The sequence below is a fragment of the Pseudomonas sp. TE3911 genome (genome assembly GCF_054062775.1).
This window is the reverse complement of record NZ_JBSSFP010000001.1, coordinates 1919570-1943945: the sequence shown is the minus strand read 5'-3', so window position 1 is coordinate 1943945 and position 24376 is coordinate 1919570. Positions and strand designations below refer to the sequence as shown.

General features: G+C 61.5%; 16 protein-coding genes. 14 read left to right on the top strand and 2 right to left on the bottom strand.

Going from position 1 to position 24376, the window contains the following annotated elements:
* The first annotated feature begins 1393 nt into the window (after window positions 1-1393).
* The 12 genes from glgA to ACVWXD_RS08785 all read left to right on the top strand — a co-directional run bounded on the left by glgA (window position 1394) and on the right by ACVWXD_RS08785 (window position 18877).
* Window positions 1394-2950, top strand: coding sequence for a glycogen synthase GlgA (gene glgA, locus ACVWXD_RS08840; RefSeq protein WP_081797612.1), 1557 nt, complete (start codon window positions 1394-1396; stop codon window positions 2948-2950).
* A gap of 19 nt (window positions 2951-2969) precedes the next feature.
* Window positions 2970-4715: a malto-oligosyltrehalose trehalohydrolase gene (treZ, locus tag ACVWXD_RS08835; protein ID WP_457370874.1), complete on the top strand. Its 1746-nt coding sequence runs from the start codon at window positions 2970-2972 to the stop codon at window positions 4713-4715.
* Window positions 4712-6796: a 4-alpha-glucanotransferase gene (gene malQ, locus ACVWXD_RS08830; RefSeq protein WP_401381586.1), complete on the top strand. Its 2085-nt coding sequence runs from the start codon at window positions 4712-4714 to the stop codon at window positions 6794-6796. The genes treZ and malQ overlap by 4 nt, the downstream gene beginning before the upstream one ends.
* On the top strand, window positions 6793-9543 hold the full coding sequence (locus tag ACVWXD_RS08825; protein WP_032885258.1) for a malto-oligosyltrehalose synthase: 2751 nt from the start codon (window positions 6793-6795) through the stop codon (window positions 9541-9543). The genes malQ and ACVWXD_RS08825 overlap by 4 nt, the downstream gene beginning before the upstream one ends.
* 24 nt (window positions 9544-9567) lie before the next feature.
* Window positions 9568-9837: a DUF2934 domain-containing protein gene (locus tag ACVWXD_RS08820; protein ID WP_095184657.1), complete on the top strand. Its 270-nt coding sequence runs from the start codon at window positions 9568-9570 to the stop codon at window positions 9835-9837.
* Between the two features lie 122 nt (window positions 9838-9959).
* Complete coding sequence (gene glgX, locus ACVWXD_RS08815) at window positions 9960-12119, top strand: glycogen debranching protein GlgX (protein ID WP_032885261.1); 2160 nt, start codon at window positions 9960-9962, stop codon at window positions 12117-12119.
* 1 nt (window position 12120) lies between these two features.
* Window positions 12121-13119, top strand: coding sequence for an acyl-CoA dehydrogenase family protein (locus tag ACVWXD_RS08810; protein ID WP_122753466.1), 999 nt, complete (start codon window positions 12121-12123; stop codon window positions 13117-13119).
* Window positions 13116-13874 (top strand): PIG-L deacetylase family protein, encoded by a 759-nt coding sequence (locus ACVWXD_RS08805; protein ID WP_032885263.1) that lies wholly within the window; start codon window positions 13116-13118, stop codon window positions 13872-13874. The genes ACVWXD_RS08810 and ACVWXD_RS08805 overlap by 4 nt, the downstream gene beginning before the upstream one ends.
* Window positions 13871-14470: an SAM-dependent methyltransferase gene (locus ACVWXD_RS08800; protein WP_099602614.1), complete on the top strand. Its 600-nt coding sequence runs from the start codon at window positions 13871-13873 to the stop codon at window positions 14468-14470. Before ACVWXD_RS08805 ends, ACVWXD_RS08800 begins: the two co-directional genes overlap by 4 nt.
* Window positions 14467-15126 (top strand): glycosyltransferase, encoded by a 660-nt coding sequence (locus ACVWXD_RS08795; protein WP_095184653.1) that lies wholly within the window; start codon window positions 14467-14469, stop codon window positions 15124-15126. The genes ACVWXD_RS08800 and ACVWXD_RS08795 overlap by 4 nt, the downstream gene beginning before the upstream one ends.
* Window positions 15127-15303: 177 nt before the next feature.
* Complete coding sequence (locus ACVWXD_RS08790; protein WP_032885266.1) at window positions 15304-16065, top strand: PIG-L deacetylase family protein; 762 nt, start codon at window positions 15304-15306, stop codon at window positions 16063-16065.
* 247 nt (window positions 16066-16312) lie between these two features.
* On the top strand, window positions 16313-18877 hold the full coding sequence (locus ACVWXD_RS08785; RefSeq protein ID WP_181643517.1) for an autotransporter family protein: 2565 nt from the start codon (window positions 16313-16315) through the stop codon (window positions 18875-18877).
* On the opposite strand, the gene ACVWXD_RS08780 is transcribed toward ACVWXD_RS08785, so the two are convergent.
* Entirely contained in the window at window positions 18834-20237 is a 1404-nt protein-coding gene (locus ACVWXD_RS08780; RefSeq protein ID WP_122753469.1) for an amino acid permease, read from the bottom strand. The two genes, ACVWXD_RS08785 and ACVWXD_RS08780, sit on opposite strands and share 44 nt — an antisense overlap.
* Before the next feature lie 68 nt (window positions 20238-20305).
* The gene (locus ACVWXD_RS08775; RefSeq protein WP_099602617.1) at window positions 20306-21340 is read right to left on the bottom strand and encodes a histone deacetylase family protein; all 1035 of its coding nucleotides are present in this window, start codon (window positions 21338-21340) and stop codon (window positions 20306-20308) included.
* Window positions 21341-21461: 121 nt separating this feature from the next.
* On the opposite strand from ACVWXD_RS08775, the gene ACVWXD_RS08770 reads away from it, so the two are divergent.
* The gene (locus ACVWXD_RS08770) at window positions 21462-21953 is read left to right on the top strand and encodes an Lrp/AsnC family transcriptional regulator (RefSeq protein ID WP_260366771.1); all 492 of its coding nucleotides are present in this window, start codon (window positions 21462-21464) and stop codon (window positions 21951-21953) included.
* A 187-nt stretch (window positions 21954-22140) separates the two neighbouring features.
* Window positions 22141-24306 (top strand): TonB-dependent siderophore receptor, encoded by a 2166-nt coding sequence (locus tag ACVWXD_RS08765; RefSeq protein ID WP_457370873.1) that lies wholly within the window; start codon window positions 22141-22143, stop codon window positions 24304-24306.
* The last annotated feature ends 70 nt before the right edge of the window (window positions 24307-24376 follow it).

Sequence of the window (24376 nt, the reverse complement as noted above, 5' to 3'; positions counted from 1 at the left end):
TGTCCACGGCCGCCACATCCCCTGTGGTGAGCAGGCTTGCTCAGAAAATAAGCTCACAACCTCCTGCCCACGGGCGCCACAACCTCTGTGGTGAGCAGGCTTGCCCTGCGCCGGAGTGCGAAGCGCTCCCAAATGGTTCACCTTGCTGCATCAGGTACATAGGCGGTGCCCCTAATGGGGCTGCTTCGCAGCCCAGCGCAGGGCAAGCCTGCTCACTACAAAATACGGCTCAGCCCCACTCCACAGTCGCAAACAACCCTGTGGTGAGAGGCTTGTTCAAAAAATAAGCTCACAACCTCCTGCCACAGGCGCCACAACCCCTGTGGTGAGCAGGCTTGCTCAGAAAATAAGCTCACAACCTGCTGCGACAGGCGCCGCGACCTCTGTGGTGAGCAGGCTTGCCCTGCGCCGGAGTGCGAAGCGCTCCCAAATGGCTCGCCTTGCTGCATCAGGTACATAGGCGGTGCTCCCAATGGGGCTGCTTCGCAGCCCAGCGCAGGGCAAGCCTGCTCACTACAAAATACGGCTCAGCCCCACTCCACAGTCGCAAACAACGCGGTGGTGAGAGGTTTGCTCAGAAATAAGCTCACAACCTCCTGCCCACGGGCGCCACAACCTCTGTGGTGAGCAGGCTTGCCCTGCGCCGGAGTGCGAAGCGCTCCCAAATGGCTCGCCTTGCTGCATCAGGTACATAGGCGGTGCTCCCAATGGGGCTGCTTCGCAGCCCAGCGCAGGGCAAGCCTGCTCACTACAAAATACGGCTCAGCCCCACTCCACAGTCGCAAACAACGCTGTGGTGAGAGGTTTGCTCAGAAATAAGCTCACAACCTCCTGCCCACAGGCGCCACAACCCCTGTGGTGAGCAGGCTTGCCCTGCGACGGAGTGCGAAGCGCTCCCAAATGGTTCACCTTGATGCACCAGGTACATAAGCGGTGCCCCTAATGCGGCCGCTTCGCAGCCCAGCGCAGGGCAAGCCTGCTCACTACAAAACCCAGGTCAAACCGCATTACCTCGAAATACACCAGTGCCCCACAGACAATTGGCTAATAACCACTGACTCTCAGGTTAAAAGTTTTTTGTCCTACAAAATCTTCCCAGAAACCCTACAGGCTATGAGGATCTGTCCTAGACTGATGACCGATGGGTCCGTTCCAAAACAAAAACCCCGCAAAAAATCTAAACTTTCCGACTCTGCCATTGGTCCAGTTTTAAGGTAAGGCGAGCACACACGCTTCACAGCACATGCCCGTCCATCCAATCTTTTTTCGCAATCCGTGCAACTGGCATACGCCTTGCCAGTTTGTACAGTGCTTGTGCGCCTGGCCGCAGGATGCGGCCAATCGGAGCTAGTGGCAGCGGGCCATTAGCCGACCAACAAAATGGGAGTGCATTATGATCAGTGCCGCAGTAGATACTCAGGGAGAGCGTTTCAGTCAGCCTGCAGGGGGGCCTACGTCGTTGGCCGACCTGCCAAGCTCTGTGCGGCCGATCGTGAGTCACAACCCGAATCGAAAGAAAGTGCTGTTTGTCACGTCCGAGTTTGCTGACCTGGTGAAAACCGGTGGCTTGGGCGACGTCTCCGCGGCCCTGCCCCGTGCCATGGCTCACCTGCATGATGTGCGCGTGTTGATCCCCGGCTACCCGCAGGTCATGGAAAGCGACAACCCGATCCACATCATCGGTGAACTGGGCGGCCACGCAGCGCTGCCGCCATGCAAGATCGGGCGTATGGACCTCAAGGACGGCCTTGTCATTTATGTGTTGATCTGCCCCGAGCTCTACGAGCGTGAAGGCACGCCTTACGGTGCCAACAACGGCCGCGACTGGCCGGACAACCATATCCGCTTCGCCCGCCTGGGCCTGGCCGCCGCTGACATCGCCGCCAACCTCGCACAGATCCACTGGTGCCCGGACTTGGTGCACGCCCACGACTGGCCTGCTGGCCTGGCCCCGGCGTATATGCACTGGCGTGGGTCACGTACGCCGACCCTGTTCACCATTCATAACTTGGCCTATCAAGGTGTGGTCAGCCTGGCCTCGACGCCAGAGCTGGGTATCCCGCCCCACGCCCTGCAGCAGGAAGGCATGGAGTTCTACGGCAAGATGTCGTTCCTCAAGGCCGGCATGGCTTATTCCAGCCATATCACCACGGTTAGCGCCACCTACGCCCAGGAAATCACCACCCCGGAATTTGGCTGCGGCCTCGACGGTTTTCTCGCCGCCAAGACCCAGCAAGGCCTGCTCAGTGGTATCCCCAACGGGATTGATGAAAGCTGGGAAACCTCCACCGACGAACACCTGACTCACAACTTCAATATCGGCGACTGGGAAGGCAAGGCAATCAATGCCGCCCACGTGCGCGAATTGTTCGGTCTGCACGATTCCACCGGCCCGCTGTTCGCCGTGGTCTCGCGTCTTGTCTACCAAAAAGGCCTGGACCTGACCGAAGCGGTGGCTGGCTTCATCGTTGAGAACGGCGGCCAGATCGCAATCATCGGGCGCGGCGAACCGGAAGAAGAACAGGCCATGCGCGAACTGGCCCTGCGCTTCCCGGGCCAAGTCGGCGTGCGCATCGGCTTCAACGAAACCGACGCGCGCCGTATGTTTGCCGGCAGCGACTTCCTGCTGATGCCATCGCGCTACGAGCCCTGCGGCCTGAGCCAGATGTACGCCCAGCGCTTCGGCTCACTGCCGGTGGCACGCAATACCGGCGGGCTGGCAGACACTATCGAAAATGGCGTCACCGGGTTCCTGTTCAATGAATCCACGGTGGAAAGTTATGAAGAAGCCCTGAGCCGCGCGTTCAAGGTCTTCGCTTTCCCAGGCCTGCTCAACGCCATGCGTTGCCGTGCCATGACCCAACCGTTCAATTGGTGCCAGGCAGTCGAACCCTACGCCGAACTCTACGAACAACTTGTGGCCAAGGCCCTGGGGAAATCAGTCAAGTAATCAAGGGAGGCCTCTATAGATGCCGTTACGGACTCTAGAAACCTGGCCCCACGGCGCAATCATGCTGGACGCGCAACACACGCGTTTTGCCTTGTGGGCGCCAGACGCGTTTTATGTCAGCGTTGAATTGGAAGACGGCAAATCAGTTGCCATGCTGCCGCAGGCAGAGGGCTGGTTTGAAGTAGAAATAAAGTGCCCGGCGGGCACGCTCTACCGCTACAACATCGACGGGGAAAAAGACGTGCCCGACCCCGCATCCCGGGCCCAAGCGTGCGATGTGCACGGTTGGAGCCGAGTGGTTGACCCCCTCGCCTATAAATGGCGGCACAGCCAATGGCAAGGTCGCCCGTGGCATGAGGCGGTGATCTACGAGCTGCATGTCGGCGCAATGGGAGGCTACGCCGGCGTGGAGAAACACCTGCCACGCCTGGCCGAGCTGGGCGTCACGGCCATTGAGTTGATGCCCTTGGCGCAGTTCCCCGGCGAACGCAACTGGGGCTACGACGGGGTTCTACCCTACGCGCCCCATTCCTCGTACGGCACGCCCGAGCAGCTCAAGCACTTGATCGACAGCGCTCACGAGCACGGCCTGGCCGTGATCCTCGACGTGGTCTACAACCACTTCGGTCCTGACGGCAACTACCTGGGCCAATACGCCCAAGGCTTTTTTCGCGAAGACGTGCACACCCCCTGGGGCGCGGGGATCGATTTCGAGCGCCGCGAGGTGCGCCACTTTTTCCTCGACAACGCACTGATGTGGCTGATGGAGTACCGCTTCGACGGCCTGCGCCTGGATGCCGTGCACGCCATCGACAATCCCGGTTTCCTGCAACAACTGGCACAGCGTGTGCGCCAGCAGGTCGACACCGGTCGCCACGTTTGGCTGGTGCTGGAGAACGAATTCAACCAGGCCAGCCTGCTGGAGCATGATTTCGATGCACAGTGGAATGACGACGGCCATAACGCGCTGCACGTGCTGCTCACCGGTGAAACCGACGCCTATTACAGCGACTTCGCCGCAGACACCACAGCCAAGCTGGCGCGCTGCCTGGGCGAAGGGTTCATCTACCAAGGCGAGACCACACGCCATGGCCACACCCGTGGCGAACCCAGCGCGCACCTTCCACCCAGTGCCTTTGTGCTGTTTTTGCAGAACCACGACCAGATCGGCAACCGCGCGTTGGGCGAGCGCCTGCATCAACTGTGCTCGCCTCAGGCACTCAAGGCCGCGACCACGTTGCTGCTGCTGTCGCCGATGATCCCGCTGATGTTCATGGGCGATGAGGTCAACGCCAAAGAGCCCTTTCTATTTTTCACCGACCACCACGGCGAACTGGCCGAAGCGGTACGTGAAGGCCGGCGCAACGAGTTTGCCGACTTCGCCGCATTCCAGGATCCCGAGCGACGCGAACGCATCCCTGACCCCAACGCCCTGCCTACCTTCCAGCAATCAAACCCGACATTTACCGACAGCGAACAGGCGCAGTTCTACCGCCAACTGCTGAGCCTGCGCCATCGCCACCTCGTGCCGCACTTGCCCGGCAGTGTGGCGCTGGGCGCCCAAGTGCTGGCGGACGGCGCTGTGACAGGCCGCTGGCGATTGGGCAATGGCAGCCTGTTGCAGATCGACCTGAACCTCAGTGCCACGCCCGTGAATCATCCGGCGCCGGAGCACCTACTTTTTGCCACGCCTGCTGAGCAAGGCGCGCAACTGCCGCCGTACAGCGCGCGCGTCAGCCTTTCCCCTGTTGGAGAACACCCTTGAGTGAAGCGAACCTGGAAATCCTCGCCAGCCGCGCAGGCCTGGCCGTCGATTGGATCGACGCCAACGGCCGCCCGCAACGCGTGACACCCGATGCCCTGCGCGCTGTCCTCAAAGGCCTCGGTCATCCGGCCGACAGCGACGCAGAGATCAATACCAGCCTGCTGGAACTGGAGCGGGCGCAACAAGACAAACACCTGCCGCCCTTGATGACGGTCGACAGCGGCGACGGCCTTGACTTGGCGCACTACTTCGAACCCGACACCCTGTGCCGTGTCAGCCTGGAAGACGGCGAAACCCTGGACCTGCGCCTGGACGGCGCCGCCGTGCTGCCGGGCATCATCGCCCTGGGCTACCACCAGGTGCACATTAACGACCAGACCTTCACGCTGGCCGTCGCCCCCACTCACTGCTACAGCGTCGCCGACTCGGTCGACAGCCAGCCCGCCCGCGCCTGGGGCCTGAGTGCGCAGCTGTACTCGCTGCGCCGTCTGGGCGATGGGGGCTTCGGCGACACCCTGGCCCTGGAACACCTGGCCCGTTCTGCCGCCGAGCGCGGCGCCGATGCCCTGGCAATCAGCCCGATGCACGCGATGTTCAGCGCCGACACAGGGCGCTACAGCCCCTATTCGCCGTCCAGCCGTTTGTTCCTCAACAGCTTGTACGCCTCGCCCGGCTGCATCCTTGGCGAACGTGAAGTGCGCAACGCCATCGACGCCCTTGGTCTGGAGGATGAGCTGCACGCACTGGAGCAACACACCCTGATCGAGTGGCCCGCCGCCGCCAAAGCCAAGCAACGCCTGTTGCGCGCGCTGTACGAAGACTTCCGCCACGGCCAGCATCCGCAACATGCCGATTTCCTGAGTTTCCGCCAGGCCGGCGGTGAAGCCCTGGAAAATCACTGTCGCTTTGAAGCGGTGCAAGCTGTGCGCGCGGCTGCCGGCGAAGCGCTCGACTGGCGCCACTGGCCGCAGGAGTGGCGTACCCCGCAGAGCCCGGCGCTGGCGAAGTTTGCCGAGGACAACCGAGAAGAGATCGGCTACTTCGCCTTCACCCAATGGCTGATCGCCCGCTGCCTTGAGCGCGCGCAACAAGCCGCCAAGGGCAGTGGCATGGGCGTTGGCTTGATCGCCGACCTGGCGGTGGGAGCTGACGGCGGTGGCAGCCAGGCCTGGAGCCGCCAGGATGAACTGCTGGCCAACCTGACCGTGGGCGCGCCGCCGGACATCCTCAACCGTGCGGGCCAGGGCTGGGGCATTTCCGCGTTCTCGCCGGAAGGCCTCCAGCGCAATGGGTTCCGCGCATTTATCGAGATGCTGCGCGCCAACTTCGCCCATGCCGGTGGTTTACGCATCGACCATGTGATGGGCCTGCAACGCCTGTGGGTCATCCCCATGGACGCATCCCCTCGCGAAGGCGCTTACCTGTATTACCCGGTGGACGACCTGTTGCGTCTGTTGGCGCTGGAATCTCACCGCCATCAAGCCATCGTCCTCGGTGAAGACCTCGGCACTGTGCCCGACGGCCTGCGCGAAAAACTCAGCAGCCGCTCTATCCTGGGGATGCGTGTGCTGCTCTTCGAGCAAGGCCACGATGGTCAGTTCACGCCGATTCTCGACTGGCCGAACAACGCCCTGGCCACTACCAGCACCCACGATTTGCCCACGCTCAATGGTTGGTGGCACAGCCGCGACATCGATTGGAACATCCAACTCGGCCTGATCGATGCGCCCACCGTGGAGCAATGGAGCGAACACCGCCTGCGCGAACGCCAGGCCCTGCGCCAGGCCTTGAGCCAGGACCCGCAGAACTTCGTTGACGAGATCCGTAACGAAACCGACCACATGATCGACGCCAGCGTGCGCTACCTCGGCCATACCCGTGCGCCGTTGGTGTTGTTGCCACTGGAAGACGCCCTGGGCGTCGAAGAACAAGCCAACCTGCCCGGCACCACCGATACCCATCCCAATTGGCGCCGACGCCTGGCGGGTGAGGCTTCAAGTTTGCTGGACAATGCCGGAGCCGCGCGCCGCCTTGAACTATTGGCCGTCGCGCGCAACCAGGCCTATGAGCGTGACCGATGAAGACACTGCCCCTGCGCGCCACCCAGCGCCTTCAATTTCATAAAGGCTTTACGTTGGACGATGCGGTGCCGCTGGTGCCGTATTTTGCCGAGTTAGGCATCAGCCATCTTTACGCTTCGCCCCTGCTAAGCGCCCGCGCCGGGTCCATGCACGGCTACGACGTGGTCGACCCGACCCGCGTCAATCCGGAACTGGGCGGTGAACCCGCCTTGCGCCGCCTGGTCGCCGCCCTGCGTGAACACGACATGGGGCTGATCCTCGATATCGTCTCCAACCATATGGCCGTTGGCGGTGCCGATAACCCGTGGTGGCTGGACCTGCTGGAGTGGGGCCGCCTGAGCCCGTACAGCGAGTTCTTCGACATCCAGTGGCACTCGCCCGACCCGCTGCTCAAGGGTCAACTGTTGATGCCGTTTCTGGGCAGCGACTACGGCGAAGCGTTACAGACCGGCACCCTGACATTGCATTTCGATGCGGTCCACGGCGCATTTTATGTCGAGCATTACGAGCATCGCTTCCCGATCTGCCCACGGGATTACGCGTTGATCCTGGGCAGCGATGAAACGCTCAAACCCCTGGCTGACCGTTTCGCCGCCCTCGCCTATCAGGACGACACCTACGCCGAAGCCGCCTGGCTCAAGCAGGCACTGGCCGAGCGGGCGACTGAGGTCCTGGCGGCTATCGAAGACCGCTTGACCCAGTTCGATGGGCGCCAACCCGAGGGTTTCAACCGCCTGCATCAGTTGCTCGAACAACAGGCCTACCGTCTGGCGAGTTGGCGCACGGCGGCAGACGATATCAACTGGCGGCGCTTCTTCGACGTCAATGAGCTGGGTGGCCTGCGCGTAGAACGCACGGCGGTGTTCGAGGCCACCCACGGCAAGATTTTCGAACTGATCAGCGAAGGTTTGGTGGATGGGTTACGTATCGACCATATCGACGGCCTGGCCGACCCGCGGGGTTATTGCCGCAAGCTGCGTCGCCGAGTGGACGCCCTGGCACCTGGGCGGCACTTGCCGATCTTTGTCGAGAAGATCCTCGGTGAAGGCGAAACCCTGCGTGAGGATTGGTGTGTGGACGGCACCACCGGTTATGAATTCATGGACCAACTGTCCTTGCTGCAACACCAGCCGGACGGCTTTGCACCGCTGGCCGAGCTGTGGACACGCCATACCGAACGGCCCTCAGCGTTTATCGAAGAAGCCCGTCTGGCCCGCCAGCAGATCCTCAACGGCTCGTTGGGCGGGGACTTTGAAAGCGTCGCCCAAGCGCTCCTGCAAGTGGCCCGCGACGATGTGATGACCCGCGACCTGACCCTGGGTGCGATTCGCCGCGCCCTGCAGGAACTGATCGTGCACTTCCCGGTGTACCGCACTTACATCAGCGCCTTGGGCCGCAGCGCCGCCGACGACGCGGTGTTCCAGCAGGCCATGGACGGTGCCCGCACCACCTTGAGCGAGGGCGACTGGCCGGTGCTGGATCACCTCGAAAAATCCCTCGGCGGCCAGCCTTGGCGCCAACGTCCGGTGGGCCGTGAGCGCAAGATCCTCAAGCATGCCTGCGTACGCTTCCAGCAACTGACCTCGCCCGCGGCCGCCAAAGCCGTGGAAGACACCGCGTTCTATCGCTCAGCGGTGCTGCTGTCGCGTAATGATGTGGGCTTCAGTACTGAGCAGTTCAGCGCACCGTTGACCGAATTCCATTCGATCAACCAACAGCGCTTGGAAGCCTTCCCGGATAACCTGCTGGCCACCGCCACCCACGACCACAAACGCGGCGAAGACACCCGCGCTCGACTGGCAGTGCTCAGCGAGTGCGCCGACTGGTACGTGGAACAGGTTGAGCAGTGGCGCACCCTGGCAGCACCGTTACGCAGCGATGCCGACACGCCGTCGGCCGGTGATGAGCTGATCCTCTACCAAGTGCTGCTGGGCAGTTGGCCGCTGGACCAGGGTGATGACTTCGACGGCTATCAACAACGCCTCTGGCAGTGGCAACAAAAGGCCCTGCGCGAAGCCAAATTGAACAGCAGTTGGAGTGCGCCCAACGACGCCTACGAACAAGGCGTGGAAGCGTTTCTGTCGCGTCTATTGCTCAGTGAAGAAGGTCGCACGTTGCGCACCGCAATTGCGGCGGCTGCCCAGGCGATTGCCCCGGCCGGGGCGCTCAACGGGCTGGCGCAATCCTTGCTTCGCATGACTGTGCCGGGTGTACCAGACCTGTACCAGGGCGCGGAGTTCTGGGACTTCAGCCTGGTGGATCCGGACAACCGTCGTCCGGTGGATTTCAGTGCACGACAACGGGCACTCGAGACCCCAACGGACATCGGCGAACTGTTGTTCAACTGGCGTGACGGGCGCATCAAACAGGCGGTGATTGCCCAGGTGCTGGCCTTGCGCAAGGCCCAGCCTGAGCTGTTTCGCAACGGTACCTACACACCGCTGGAAGTGGTCGGCCAGCATGCCGAGCGGGTGGTCGCATTCTGTCGCGAACACCAGGGCAAACGCCTGCTGGTAGTGGTTCCACGCTGGTCACATCACTTGCTGGAGAACGGTGTGTATCCCCAGATCAATGCGCAGGTTTGGGGCGATACGCGGCTGAAATTACCGTTCGCCGCACCAACTCAAAACTGGAAGGGACTTTTTCATACAGGCGCAGTCACACCAGACAAGGAGCTGTTGATCAGCACTGCCCTGGGGGATTTCCCGGTCAATGTCTTTATCAATCCTGATGATCAAGAAAGCTGAAAATTTTCTGTGAGGAGCATTGTGATGAGTACTGAAGACAAACGCATACGCGAACTGGCGCATCAGATCTGGGAGTCTGAAGGTAAGCCCCATGGTGAAGATGCGCGCCACTGGGAGATGGCGCGCAAGCTGGCCGAAGCCGAAGCGCTGACGCCGAGTAAACCCAAGGCTGGCGCCAAGCCGAAGGCCGCGCCCAAGCCGCCCGCCAAAGCCAAACCGCCGGCTCCGGTTGCCAGCAAGCCGACACCTCCTGCGGCGAAAAAGCCCTCGGCTCCGAAAAAGCCAAAGCCTTAATCCTATCAACCGCCTGCCGACGCGTTCGGCAGGCGGTTACTTCATCACACTGATTGTGAGCTGAACGTTCGTCAGCCTGGCGGCGTTCGGCCTGAAAAAAGACCCTTGCAGGAGCAACTTGAATGAGCAAACCCGACAAAAACCAAGCGACGCAGGAACATGAACCGTCGCGGATTCGCGAAGGTTTGCCCTTCCCGCTCGGTGCCACCTGGGACGGCCTGGGTGTCAACTTTGCGCTGTTTTCGGCCAACGCCACCAAGGTGGAACTGTGCCTGTTCGACGACGCCGGCGAAGTAGAGCTGGAGCGCATCGAGCTGCCGGAATACACCGACGAAATCTTCCACGGTTACTTGCCCGATGCCCATCCAGGACTGATTTACGGTTATCGGGTATACGGCGCCTACGATCCGGCCAATGGTCATCGTTTCAACCACCACAAATTGCTGATCGACCCCTACGCCAAACAGCTGGTAGGTGAGCTTAAATGGTCCGAAGCACTGTTCGGCTACACCATCGGCCATCCCGACGACGACCTCAGTTTCGACGAGCGTGACAGCGCGCCGTTCGTGCCCAAGTGCAAGGTCATCGATCCGGCACACACCTGGGGTAACGACCAGCCGGTGCGGGTGCCATGGGACCGTACGATCATTTATGAAACCCACCTGCGCGGCATCAGCATGCGTCACCCCTCGGTGGGTGAATCCGTGCGCGGCACGTGCGCCGGGTTGATGGAAGACGATGTGCTCAAGCACATTCGCCAGTTGGGTATTTCGTCGGTGGAGCTGCTGCCGGTGCACGCCTTCGTCAACGACCAGCACCTGCTGGAAAAAGGCATGACCAACTACTGGGGCTACAACAGCATCGCGTTCTTTGCCCCCGACCCGCGCTACCTGGCCAGCGGCAAGATCGCCGAGTTCAAGGAGATGGTCGCGCACCTGCACGAACAGAAGCTGGAAGTGATCCTCGACGTGGTCTACAACCACACCGCCGAAGGCAACGAGCGCGGTCCGACCCTGTCCATGCGCGGCATCGACAATGCCTCGTACTACCGCTTGATGCCTGACGACAAGCGCTTCTACATCAACGATTCCGGCACCGGTAACACCCTGGACTTGAGTCACCCGTGCGTGCTGCAAATGGTCACTGACTCCTTGCGGTACTGGGCCAACGAGATGCATGTCGACGGTTTCCGCTTTGACCTGGCAACGATCCTTGGCCGCTATCGCGATGGTTTCGACGAGCGCCACAGTTTCCTCGTGGCCTGCCGCCAGGACCCGGTACTGCGTCAGCTCAAACTGATCGCCGAGCCTTGGGACTGCGGCCCGGGCGGCTATCAAGTGGGCAATTTCCCACCGGGCTGGGTGGAATGGAACGACCGTTTCCGCGATACCGTGCGCGCATTCTGGAAAGGCGACGACGGCCAGCTCGCGGACTTCGCCGGGCGCATGACCGCCTCGGGCGAGATGTTCAATCATCGCGGTCGCCGCCCGTACAGCTCGGTGAATTTCATCACCGCCCACGACGGTTTCACCCTGCATGATCTCGTGTCGTACAACGACAAGCACAACGAAGACAACGACGAGAACAATCAGGACGGCAGCAACAACAACCTGTCCTGGAACCACGGCGTTGAAGGTCCCACCGACGACCCGGAAATCAACGCGCTGCGCCTGCGCCAGATGCGTAACTTCTTCGCCACCCTGCTGCTGGCCCAAGGCACGCCGATGATCGTCGCCGGTGACGAATTCGCCCGCACTCAGCACGGCAACAACAATGCCTATTGCCAGGACAGCGAGATCGGCTGGGTCAACTGGGAACTGGACGATGACGGCAAGTCGCTGCTCAAGTTCGTCAAACGCTTGATCAAGCTACGCTTGGCCTACCCGATCCTGCGACGTGGACGCTTCCTGGTCGGCGACTATAACGAAGACATCGGCGTGAAGGACGTAACCTGGCTCGCACCCGACGGCAACGAAATGACCACCGAACAGTGGGAAGACAGCCACGGTCGCTGCCTCGGCATGTTGATGGACGGCCGCGCCCAGGAAACCGGGATTCGTCGCGCCGGTGCCGATGCGACCTTGTTGCTGGTGGTCAACGCGCACCACGACATGGTCAATTTCCGCCTGCCGCCAGTGCCCGAGGGTGAGTTCTGGACCTGCATGCTCGATACCAATGACACCGCAGTACGCGGTCAGGAACGCTTTGATTTTGAACATGAATACGCGGTGACCGGCCGCTCGCTGTTGTTGTTTGAACTGCAGCGCGAAGACGAGGTGTGAGATGGCTTTACACGGATTCCTTCAAGGCTACCGGGGTTATGCGGACACGCAAGCCCTGGGGGATGCCCTGAAGGCGCTTCAGGAAGAAGGCCTTGACCAACTGCCGCTGCCCGGCAGCGGGCAGACCTTGGCACGCTTCAGTCGCCTGGCCCAGGTCGCCGGGCATGACTTGCGCCTGTGCAAGTTGTTTGAGGGTCATACCGACGCGTTGGCGATCATTGCAGAACTGGACAGCCCCCTGCCGCCCTTGGGTAGCACGTGGGGCATGTGGGCCGCCGAACCGCCGAGTGCCAAGGTACGCGTGCGGCGCGACGGCCATCGACTGATGGTGGACGGTCGTAAAGCCTGGTGTTCCGGCGCGGCCGTGGTCAGCCATGGGTTGCTGACGGCCTGGGATGAAGAAGATCGGCAGCAACTGGTCGCGGTCGAGATGCAGCAGCCGGGCGTAACTGTGACGAAGGACGGCTGGCACGCGGTCGGCATGGCGGCGACGGGCAGCGTTGAAGTGGTCTTTGAGGGGGTGCGCGGCATTGCCGTCGGCCACCCCGGTGAGTACCTCACCCGCCCCGGCTTCTGGCAAGGCGGGATTGGTATTGCGGCGTGCTGGTATGGCGCCGCGCAACGCCTGGCGGAAGTCTTGCGTGAGCAATGCGCCAAACGCCCGGAACCCCATGCCCTCGCCCACTTGGGTTCAGTGGACAGTGCGCTGAACGGAGCCGCCTGCGTTCTGCGCGCCAGCGCCGAGCACATCGACCTTGAACCTAAGGCTGATGCCCGAGTGCTGGCCCAGCAGACGCGGGCTTGCATTGAAGACACGGTCGAGCAAGTGATGCACCACGTGGGGCGTGCCGTCGGTGCAGGCCCCTATTGCAAGGACCCGCACTTTGCGCAGTTGATGGCGGATTTGCCGGTGTACCTGCGCCAGAGTCACGCCGAACGTGACTTGGCCGGCCTGGGTGAGCTGATCGCAGGCGAACCCACAGGGAGGTGGCAGTTATGAAACCCAACCCGATTGTCGGCCAAGGCACCCCACTGCATCACTGGCAGGCCTCGCCGCGGATGGCCGAGTTGCCGCAGATCAGCGTCGAACAGTTAGTACCTGAAGGGCATCGCGCCGTGATCATCGCGCCCCATCCGGATGATGAAGTGCTGGGCTGTGGTGGTCTGTTGCAAGGTCTGGCGGCGCTCGGTCGGCCCATACAGCTGATTTCGGTGACCGACGGCAGCGCCAGTCACCCCGGCTCTCGGCGCTGGCCCGTAGAGCGCCTGAGCGTGGTGCGGCCCCAGGAATCAGCGCAAGCCCTGCATCGGCTGGGTTTGCCATTGCACAGTTTGAAATGGCTGCGCGCCGGGTTTACCGACAGCAAGGTAGCGGCGCGAGAGGACGAATTGAGCGCCTTTATCCAACGCTACCTCAAGCCCACGGATGTGCTGTTTACCACGTGGCGAGAAGACGGCCACTGCGACCACGAAGCCGTAGGCCGCGCCAGTGCCAAGGCCGCCCAAGCGGTGGGCGCTACGCTGTACGAGCTGCCGGTGTGGACGTGGCACTGGGCAACCGCCGAAGACAGCCAAGTGCCGTGGCACCGCGCGCGCAAAATCCCTCTGAGCTGCGAGTCGGTGGCCCGTAAGCGCCACGCTATTCACGCGTTCGCCAGCCAATTGGAAGGTGACCCGCAGATCGGCCTGCCCCCGGTGCTCGCGCCCTATGTGGTGGAGCGCTTGCTGCAACCGTTTGAAGTGGTATTCGTATGAGTGTGGCTACGCCGTATTTCGACCAACTGTTCGCCGAAAATGATGACCCTTGGGCGTTTCGTCAACGCTGGTATGAGCGACGCAAACGCGCATTGACCCTTGCTGTGCTGACGCGTCCGCGCTATGCCGCCATTTTTGAGCCGGGCTGCGCCAATGGCGAGCTGAGTTTCGAACTGGCGCCACGCTGTGATCGCCTGCTGTGCTGTGACACCGCCGCCGCCGCCGTCAGCCTGGCGCGCAGCCGTTTGTTGGGGTTCCCCCATGCCGAGGTGCAACAGAGCCGCCTGCCGGAACAATGGCCGACCGAGCGCTTCGAGCTGATCGTGCTCAGCGAGCTGTGTTACTACCTCGACGCAGACGATTTAGGCCGCGTGATCGACCGCGCCCTCGCCAGCCTGACCGACGACGGCCAACTGCTGGCGTGCCACTGGCGCGTACCGATTGAAGGCTGTCCGCAGACAGCTGAGCAGGTGCATGCCCTGCTCCATGAACGACTGGCAATGCCGCGCATCGCCAGCTACCACGAACAGGATTTTCTCCTCGACCTGTGGTGCCGCGATGGCACCTCGGTCGCTCGCCATGAGGGCCTGCGATGATCGGCGTTCTGATCCCGGTGCATAACGAACAAGCGCTGTTACCCGACTGCCTGGACGCCGCGTTGATCGCGGCCCGCCACCCTGGCCTGCAGGGCGAAGCGGTGCAGATCCTGCTGGTGCTCGACAGTTGCAGCGATGACAGCGCAGCCATCGTCCAGAGCTATCCGGTGCAGCACTTCGAAGTGCAGGCGCGCAATGTTGGGCATGTGCGCGGGCTGGGTGCGCGGCATCTGCTCAATCAGGGCGCACGCTGGATCTCCTGCACCGACGCCGACAGCCGCGTCGCGCCTGATTGGCTGGTAGCGCAGTTGGCGCTGAACGCCGATGCGGTATGCGGCACGGTGACGGTGGACGCGTGGAGCGAGGGCTTCGACCCGGCCGCGCAGATCCGCTACCTCCAGGGCTATCAGGCGCAGGACGGGCATCGGCACATCCACGGCGCCAACCTGGGGGTGAGCGCGGGTGCTTACATTCGCGCAGGCGGCTTCGAACCCTTGGCCTGCCATGAGGACGTGCAATTGGTGCGCAACCTGGAACGCTGTGGCGCCTCTATCGCCTGGAGCAATACCCCGCAGGTGATCACTAGTGCGCGCCTGGAATCCCGCGCCCAAGGCGGGTTTGGCGATTATTTGAAGAGCCTGATGCCGGCGTCGTGAAAAAATCCATATTACAGAATGTAAAAGCGGCGAATCCTTGTCTATGCTGAAGACGCCTTGCTGGTCATTCAGGGTTGAATGGCCACGCACCCATCACGGCGGAGTCTGTGGTGAATAAATAGAGTCGTCCCGTCAACGGGGCACGACCCAGCACCAATCCACAAGGATGTAACGCTCATGAAGTCTGCCTCCCTCAGTGAAGGCCGTCGCGGCCCCGCGCAAATCTGGAACACTGCGCCGCAGCTGGCGCAAATCGCCCCTATCTCTGCGACATCGCTGGTCCCGGCCGGTGCACGGGTGGTGGTCATCGCGCCCCATCCGGGCGACGAAGTGTTGGCGTGCGGCGGCATGCTGCAACTGCTCAGCACCCTTGAATATCCCCTGCAACTGATCTCCATCACCGACGGCAGCGCCAGCCATCCTGGCTCACACCGGTGGCCGGCCAGCCGCTTAAGCGTCGTGCGGCCCCAGGAAAGCGCCGAAGCGCTGCGTCGCCTGGGCATGCCCATGCATAGCCTGAAATGGATTCGCGGTGGGTTTTGCGACAACGCCCTGTCGGCCCGTGAGCCGCAACTGAGCCAATTCATCGCGCGCTACTTGCAAGCGGGCGATGTGGTGTTCACCACGTGGCGCAACGACGGCAACCCCGACCACGAAGCGGTCGGCCGCGCCAGTGCGAAGGCGTGCAATCTCGTCGGTGCGCAGCTGTATGAACTGCCGATCTGGGCCTGGCACTGGCCCGCGCGCGAGGGTGCAATCATCCCCTGGCAACGGGCGCGCAAGGTGCGCCTGGACACATGGAGCGTTGCGCGCAAACTCCACGCGGTACATGCCTATGCGAGTCAACTGGTGGGTGACCCGCAGATCGGCCTGGCGCCGATGCTGGCGCAGGTGTTGTTGGATCGCATGCGCGAGCCTTACGAGATCGTCTTCGCATAGCCGCCGACTCGTCCGTACCTGTTATTTCTCACAGTAGCGACGCGAGGGATGTGCGTCTAAGGTTCAAAACGTGCTGCACAGGTGAGGTGCAGTCGAGAAAGCCATGCCAACCCTTTGCATTGGCCGGTGTTTTCGAAGCAGGTAACTCGTATTCCCTGCTCCGTATCGCGTTCGTTGTTGCCATGGTCCTTAACCGTGCCTGTCATCAGGCACCGTGGAGTCAGGTCGCATTGAGCGAGGACGGATCATGAGCAAACGACTTCCCCAACGGACCGGCGCCAGCCTGATTATGGCGTCAGCAGCATGGCTGTTGAGCTGTTCAAGCACTGCTCAGGCGTGCACCTTCACCATCACGCCAGGTGACGATGTGGTGACCTGCACCAGCGGCGCGGGGGGCAACCTCATTGATGCGCAAGGTAACAACAGTCTGATATTTCCCTCCGGCAACGGCAGCGTGTTGGGCGTCGGTTATGGCGCGGGCAATGACCTCATCGAGATGAACACCGCGGATGCGGTCATCGGCACCAGTGGGGTCAACATGGGCGATGGCGCGAATATCTTTCGCCTGTTCCAGGGGGCGGTCAACAGTGTGATCTTGCAGGGCTCCGGTGCCGATGTGATGCAAATCAGCGGCGGTACGGCCGGTGGAATTTTCCAGGGCGCCGGATTGGACAAATTCTCCATGAGCGGCGGCACGATCACATCCCTTGCCCAAGGGGATGGCATCGACGACTTCGCCATGAGCGGCGGTACCATCACAGGCGCCTTTGAAGATGGCGACCACGGATTGATGACCGGCGGCAGCATCGGACGCGTCGACATGAAACTCGACAACAACCTGTTTGATATGCGTGGCGGCACCGTTGTCGGCAACTTCGTCACCGGCTTTGGCGACGACACGATCCTGGTATCGGGCACCAGTTTCATTGGCGGTAACCTTAGCGTCAGCGGCGGGGCCGACATCATCGTCATCAAGGGTGGCAGGATTGCCGGGGAAATTCGCATGAGCGCGGGGAATGACCAGTTCGAGTGGAACGGCGCGGGCCAACTCGACTCGGCAGTACTGCTGGCCGGCGATAACGACACGGCGCTGCTGAAAAACCTGACCGAAGCCATTGTCGCCCCTACTCCCGTTGTGGACGGCGGAACGGAGAACGATACCCTGACGTTCGACAACAGCCAGGTCAGCACACCGCAACGTTATCAGAACTGGGAAATCGTCAACCTGGATAACAATTCGAGCTTGTCCCTCGGCGGCACCTTCACACTGGGTGATGCCGCTACCGGGACCGGCACCATGAACGTGAATGGCAGCTCGGCATTACGGGTCAGTACAGGGATCATCAACCCGTTTACCGCCGGCCAACTGACGACCCTGAACAACAGCGGCCTGATCGACATGACCACCGGCAGCACCAGCACCGGCGATACCCTGACGGTCAATGGCAACTACAACGCCAGCGGCGGCCAACTCGCGCTGCAAAGTGTATTGGGTGGCGACGGTTCGCCCAGCGACAAACTGGTAATCAGCCAGGGGACCATCCAGGGGAGTACGAGCATTCGCGTCACTAACCTCGGCGGCGCAGGCGCCGCTACGCTGCAAGATGGTATCCAGGTGGTGCAGGCGCTCAACGGCGCCACCGGCAGCGGCACCGCCTTTACCCTTGGCGCGCCGGTGTCTGCCGGCGCGTTCGACTATTACCTGTTCAAGGGCGGCGTCACCGCCGGCACCGCCGAAAACTACTACCTGCGTTCGACCATCCCGGTGGTGCCGCCGAACCCGGTCATTATCGTGCCGTTGCCTGTCCCCATTCCCGATGAACCACCGCTGCCGCCCAACCCTGGGACAGAGCCGATTCCCATCTACCGCCCGGAAGTGCCGCTCTACGCCGCGCTGTTTCCCGCCGCCCAGCAAATCGTGCAAGGCATGCTCGGCACCTTTCACCAGCGCATGGGTGACCAGAGCCAGCAACAGCAGGCCGGCGCTTTATCGGCCGGGTGGGGTCGGGTCTACGGCAACAGCAGTCGCCAGAGTTTCGCCGGCACGGTGAGCCCGACGTTGGACAGTTCGGTAACGGGCTTCCAGGTGGGCAGCGATCTCTATGCCAGCGCCATGGGCGATGGCCAGCAACGCCTGGGGTTTTTCGTCGGCCATAGCCGTTTGCGGGGCACAGTCAAAGGCTTCAACGGCGGCCGGGAGGACAAGAACGCCGGCAAAACCACCTTGCGCGGTGACAGCCTGGGCGTGTACTGGACGTTGATCGGCGCCAACCAGGCCTACCTTGACCTGGTGTTAATGGGCACACGCTTCAATGGCAACAACGAGTCGGACCGTGGTGTGAAGATGAAAACCCGCGGGCACAACGTCACAGCCTCCGCCGAAGTCGGCTGGCCGATCCCGGTGACGACCAACTGGGTCGCGGAACCCCAGGCACAACTGATCGTCAGCAAGACCACGTTGAACAGCCAGAACGACGGGGTTTCCGACGTGTCCTATGACGCCGATACCCAGCTGACCACGCGCTTGGGAATCCGCCTGCGCGGCGACTACCAAATGCGTGGCATGCCACTGGTGCCTTATGTACGGGCGAATGTCTGGCACACCCGCGCCGGACAGAACACCGTGACCTTTGCCGATGTCACCGACATCGACACCGAGCAGAAGTCCACCACCCTGGACCTCAGCGTCGGTGCAACGTTGAAGGTCACCCAAGACATCAGCGTTTACAGCGAGGTGGGTTACAACCGCAACCTGGACAGCAACACCTTCAACGGCCGCCAAGGGACGGTTGGCCTGAGAATGGCGTTCTGATCTGGTAGGCAATCGCCAGCCAGATAAACCAGACCGGCATCACATACAGGGCCAGGCGTGTGTCTGGCCGCAACGCCAGCAGGCAGAGCACGAACGCAAGGAAACCCAGGGAAAACCAAGCCATCGGCACACCGCCGGGCATCTTGTAAGTGGACTTGGCGTGCAGGTCCGGGCGTTTTTTACGGTAAGCGATGTACGACGCGAGAATCGTCGACCACGTAAAAATCACCAGGATCGCCGAGACCGTCGACACAATGGTGAAGGCGGTCATCACCTCCGGCACCACAAACAGCAACACCAAGCCGAGCAGCATCAATACCGTGGTGAAGGCCAGGCTAAACAACGGAACGCTGCTGTTGGACAAGCGTCGGAAAACACCTGGCGCATCCCCCAGATCGGCCAACCCGAACAACATGCGGCTGGCGGAAAACACCCCGCTGTTGGCCGAGGACGCCGCCGAGGTGAGTACCACGAAATTGACAATGCCCGCAGCCGCAGGAAACCCCGCCACCAGGAACAGCTCCACAAACGGGCTTTTGCTCGGCGACACCTGCTGCCACGAGGTCACGGCGATGATGCATGCCAGGGCCAGCACGTAGAACAGAATGATGCGCAACGGAATCGAATTGATTGCCTTGGGCAACGTCTTCTCCGGCGCACGGGTTTCGGCCGCGGCGGTGCCGATCAGCTCGGTGCCGGCAAAGGAGAAAATCGCCATCTGGAACCCGGCGAAAAAGCCGAACAGGCCGTTGGGAAACGCCGCCTGCTTGTCCAGCAAATGCGACAGCGATGCAGTGACGCCGGTGGGTGAGACAAACGAGCCAGCGATCAGCACCACGCTCACCCCGATCAGGGTCACCACGGCGATGATCTTGATGATTGCGAACCAGAACTCCACTTCGCCGAACAACCTGACAGTCAGCGCATTCAACGCGAACAACGTTAACAGCATGCCCACCGCCGGCATCCACGCCGGCAGGTCCGGGAACCAGTACTGGAAAAACCCGCCGACCACCACCGCATCCCCCACCACCGCCACGCTCCAGCTCAGCCAGTATGACCAGCCGAGAAAAAACGCGGCGCGCGGTCCCAGGTAGGCGCCGGCAAAGTCGGCAAAGCTCTTGAAGTTGAGATTGGACAGCAGCAGCTCGCCCATGGCGCGCATCACGAAATACACAAACAGCCCGATGATCATGTAGATCAGGATGATCGAGGTGCCGGACAGCGCAATGATCTTGCCGGAGCCCATGAACAGGCCGGTGCCGATCGCACCGCCCATGGCCATCAGCTGGATATGACGGTTGCTCAGGGTGCGTTGCAACGCAGGCTTTTCGCAAAGCCCGGACGTAGTTGTTTTCATCACAAAACCTCTTGTTATGTTTTTGAGTTTTGGCAGAAAAAAGTTGGGCGGTCGTTGTTGTTAGGGGGTCAGGCGGTTTTGCTTTCGAAACCGTGCAACACGTTGACGGCATTGATGCCGATCTCATCGACCATGTAGCCCCCTTCCATTACGAACAACGTCGGCACGCCCACGCTGGCGATGATCTCGCCCATGCCGAGGAAGTCTTCGCTGTCGAGGAGGAAGTGGCTGATGGGGTCGTCCTTGAACGTGTCGACGCCGAGGGAAATCACCAGCACTTCAGGGGCGAAGTGTTTGAGCCGCTGGCACGCGTCGGCGAGGGCAATTTTGTAGTGATCCCAGGTGGTGTTTTTCGGCAACGGATAATTCAGGTTGAAGCCCTCCCCTGCACCCTTGCCGCGCTCGCTGTTGGCGCCGGAAAAGTACGGGTAGGACACGGCGGGCTCGCCATGCAGGGAGATGAACAGCACATCCGGGCGGTCGTAGAAAATGTTCTGTGTGCCGTTGCCATGGTGGAAATCCACGTCCAGTACCGCAACGCGTTTGGCGCCTTGGGTGATGGCCTGTTGTGCGGCAATCGCGGCGTTGTTGAGGTAGCAATAACCGCCCATGTATTCGCGGGCGGCATGGTGGCCGGGTGGGCGGCACAGGGCGAAGGCGCTGTTGTGGCCCTCATCGATGAGCGCGAGGCCAGTGAGTGCAATGTCCGCGCTGGTCTTCACCGCCTGCCACGTGGTCGCGGTGATCGGCGAACCGGCGTCCATGGCATAGAACCCCAGCTTGCCGTCGATGAAATCCGGCACCTGTTCATTGGCCAGATCGCGCACCGGCCACACCAGCGGCAGCGCGTCATGGCTGCGGCCGATGGCGGTCCATTCGGCCCATGCGGTTTCAAGGAAGGAGACGTAGCGCTCGCTGTGGGCGTTGACGTAACAGGCGCGGTCAAAGGCGCGCGGCACGATGATATCGCCGAGCCCGACGTGCTGAACGCGGTCACGCACGGTGTCGGCGCGGCTCGGTTGCTCGAACGATGGCTTGAGTACGCCATCCTTCAATTCGGTGCCATGGTGCAAACGGTGGGCATCGCTAAAAACAGTCAGCATGTGTATACATCCGCCAGTAAAAGACAGGGTCTATTTTGTTCTGGCGGTGCGGGGCTTTCTTTGCTTTTAGTTCTTGCGCTGTTAGTTTTATCGGGATTTTTTACCCCTATTACAGGCGAATATGAAAAATAAAACCAAGCAGGTCGTTCTTGACGACACCGATCTCGCCATCCTCGCCTTGCTGCAGGAAGACGCGAGTATTTCCAACGCCCAACTCAGCGAGCGTCTGGCCCTGAGCCTCACGCCGTGCTGGCGCCGCCGCAAGCGCCTGGAAGAAGAAGGCGTGATCAAGGACTACCAGGCCAACCTGGATCGCAAGCTGCTCGGCCTGGACATCATGGCGTTTGTGCATGTGCGCTTTGCCATCCACACCGACCACGCGCCGGACGCCTTCGAAGCGGTGGTCAAGGAACTGCCTCAGGTGCTGTCGTGCCACAAGATCACCGGGGATGCGGATTACCTGTTGCAGGTGCTGGCGGAAGATCTCGACAGCTACAGCGACTTTGTAGAGAGCGTCCTGAGGCGACAATTGGGGATCGCGTCGATCCAGTCGAGCCTGGCGCTGCGCGAAGTGAAAGCGACAAGCCGGGTGGCGATTCCGAAGCGCGATTGAACACCGTCCATAAACGCTCGATAACGGCAGGTGCTGGCGAAAGGCCTGCCATGCAGATGTGAAAAATTCGTTAACTAATTCATCCCTATGGCTTTTTCCTACAGAATCAATCTGTCACACTGATGCGAATAATTATCAACACTTTTATTATTCGCCAGGGAAAGGCACTTAGGGGAGAGCTCGTTCGATGCCTGTGCACCAGCCCGGCGGTAAAGGTTTTACACCCAGTTTGATCGCGTTGGCGGTCTGTCTCGCCACCTCGCACGCGGCCTTCGCCGCCGACGCCGAAGCACCGGTCACCACCCTGGAACTGGGCGCCACCCAAATCTCCGGCGAGCAGCAGTTGGGCGAAACCACTGAGGGCACGCAGTCCTACACCACCGGCGCGATGAAGACCGCGACCAAGTTGCCACTCACCCTGCGTGAAACGCCACAAGCCGTCACCGTGATTACGCGCCAGCGCATGGATGACCAGGCAATGACCAGCATCAACGACGTGGTCAACGCAACGCCCGGGTTGTTCCTGAATTACTCCAACGGACCGGGCCGGCAGTCCTATACCTCGCGCGGTTTCGACATCGACAACCTGATGTATGACGGTATTCCGAGCGGCTATAACGGCGCTTCAGTCGGCGCGCAGCCCAACCTGGCGATGTTCGACCGCGTTGAAGTGGTGCGCGGCGCGACCGGCCTGGTGACCGGCGCGGGCAACCCGTCGGCCGCCATCAACCTGATCCGCAAGCGGCCCCTGGACGAGCAGAAAGTCACCCTGACCGGCGCCGCTGGCAGCTGGGACAACTACCGTGGCGAACTCGACGCCTCCAGCCCGCTCAATGACAGCGGCACCTGGCGCGGCCGGGTGGTCACCTCCTACCGCGACGCCAACAGCTTCATCGACAACGCCGAGGAGTATCACGGCCTGTTCTATGCCGTCACCGAAGCTGACTTGGGTGAAGACACCACTCTGACCCTCGGCTACTCAAACCAGAAGGACAAGACCAATTACTTCTGGGGTTCCGCAATGATCGGTCAGGATGGCCATCACCTCGACCTGCCCCGCTCCTACAACCCCGGCACCGACTGGGAGAACAAGGACCAGGAGATCAACACGGTCTTCGCCGAACTGCGCCAGCAACTGGCCAACGACTGGAAGCTGCAGGTCAACGCCAACTACGCCGAGCAGAAAGCCTTGTTCTCGGGCTCGTATCAATCGCGCTGGGCTGCTGACAAATCACTGGCGCGAACCGTCTACCAGGCCGCCTATGACGAAAATCAGGCTGGCGTCGACGCCTTCGTCAGCGGCCCGTTCCAGGCGTTCGGGCGCACCCATGAGCTGGTGGTCGGTGCCAGCCGCCGCATTTACGACATGACCAGCCACGACTACAGCCCGTACGACACCAATTGGCCGATTACCGCAGGCAAACCGGACTTCGTCCACACCACCGACACCCGTGAAATCACCACCCAGGACGGCTTCTACCTGACCACGCGCCTGAGCCTGGCCGACCCGCTCAAGCTGATCCTCGGCGGGCGCCTGGACTGGTATGACTACGATGCCCATGGCAGCAACAGCGGCGACTACAAAGTCACCCGCAACCTGACGCGCTACGCGGGTTTGATCTACGAGTTGGATGACCATCACTCGGTCTACGTCAGCTACAGCGACATTTTCACGCCGCAAACCGCCAAAGATAGTTCGGCGACCCCGGTCAAGCCGATTGTCGGCAAAAACTACGAGGTCGGCGTTAAAGGCGAATACCTGGGCGGCGCGCTGAATGCCAGCGTCGCACTGTTCCGCGTCGATCAGGAAAATCGTGCCACCAAAGTGACCGTGCAAAACTGCCCGCAGACCGAGTGCTATGAAGCCTCCGGCGAGATTCGCAGCCAGGGTATCGACTTCGAACTGCAAGGCGCCCTCACCGAGAACTGGCAGGTCGGCGGTGGCTACACCTACGCCCGCACCCACACCATCAAGGACGAAGCCAACCCGCAGCTTGTCAACAAGCAGTACGACACCGACACCCCGGAGCACTTGTTCAAACTGACCACCCGCTACAACCTCCAGGGCGCGCTGGAGAAATTCCGGGTGGGCGGCAACATCTCCTGGCAGAGCCGCATGTACAACGACGTCAAGCTGGCTGACGGCAGTACCTACCGCCTGCAACAAGGCGCCTACGCCGTCACCGACTTGATGGCCGGCTACAGGGTCAACGACAACCTGGACCTGCAGCTCAACGCCAACAACATCTTCGACCGCAGCTACTACTCAACCATCGCCAAATCCGTGGACTACGGCGGCGACAGCTACGGCACCCCACGCAACATGATGCTGACGGCCAAATACACCTTCTGATCGTCATCAAGGCTGCCCGCTCGGGCAGCCTTTCCTCCTGGCAGTGGCGCTTAAAGCTCTCTCCCCAACT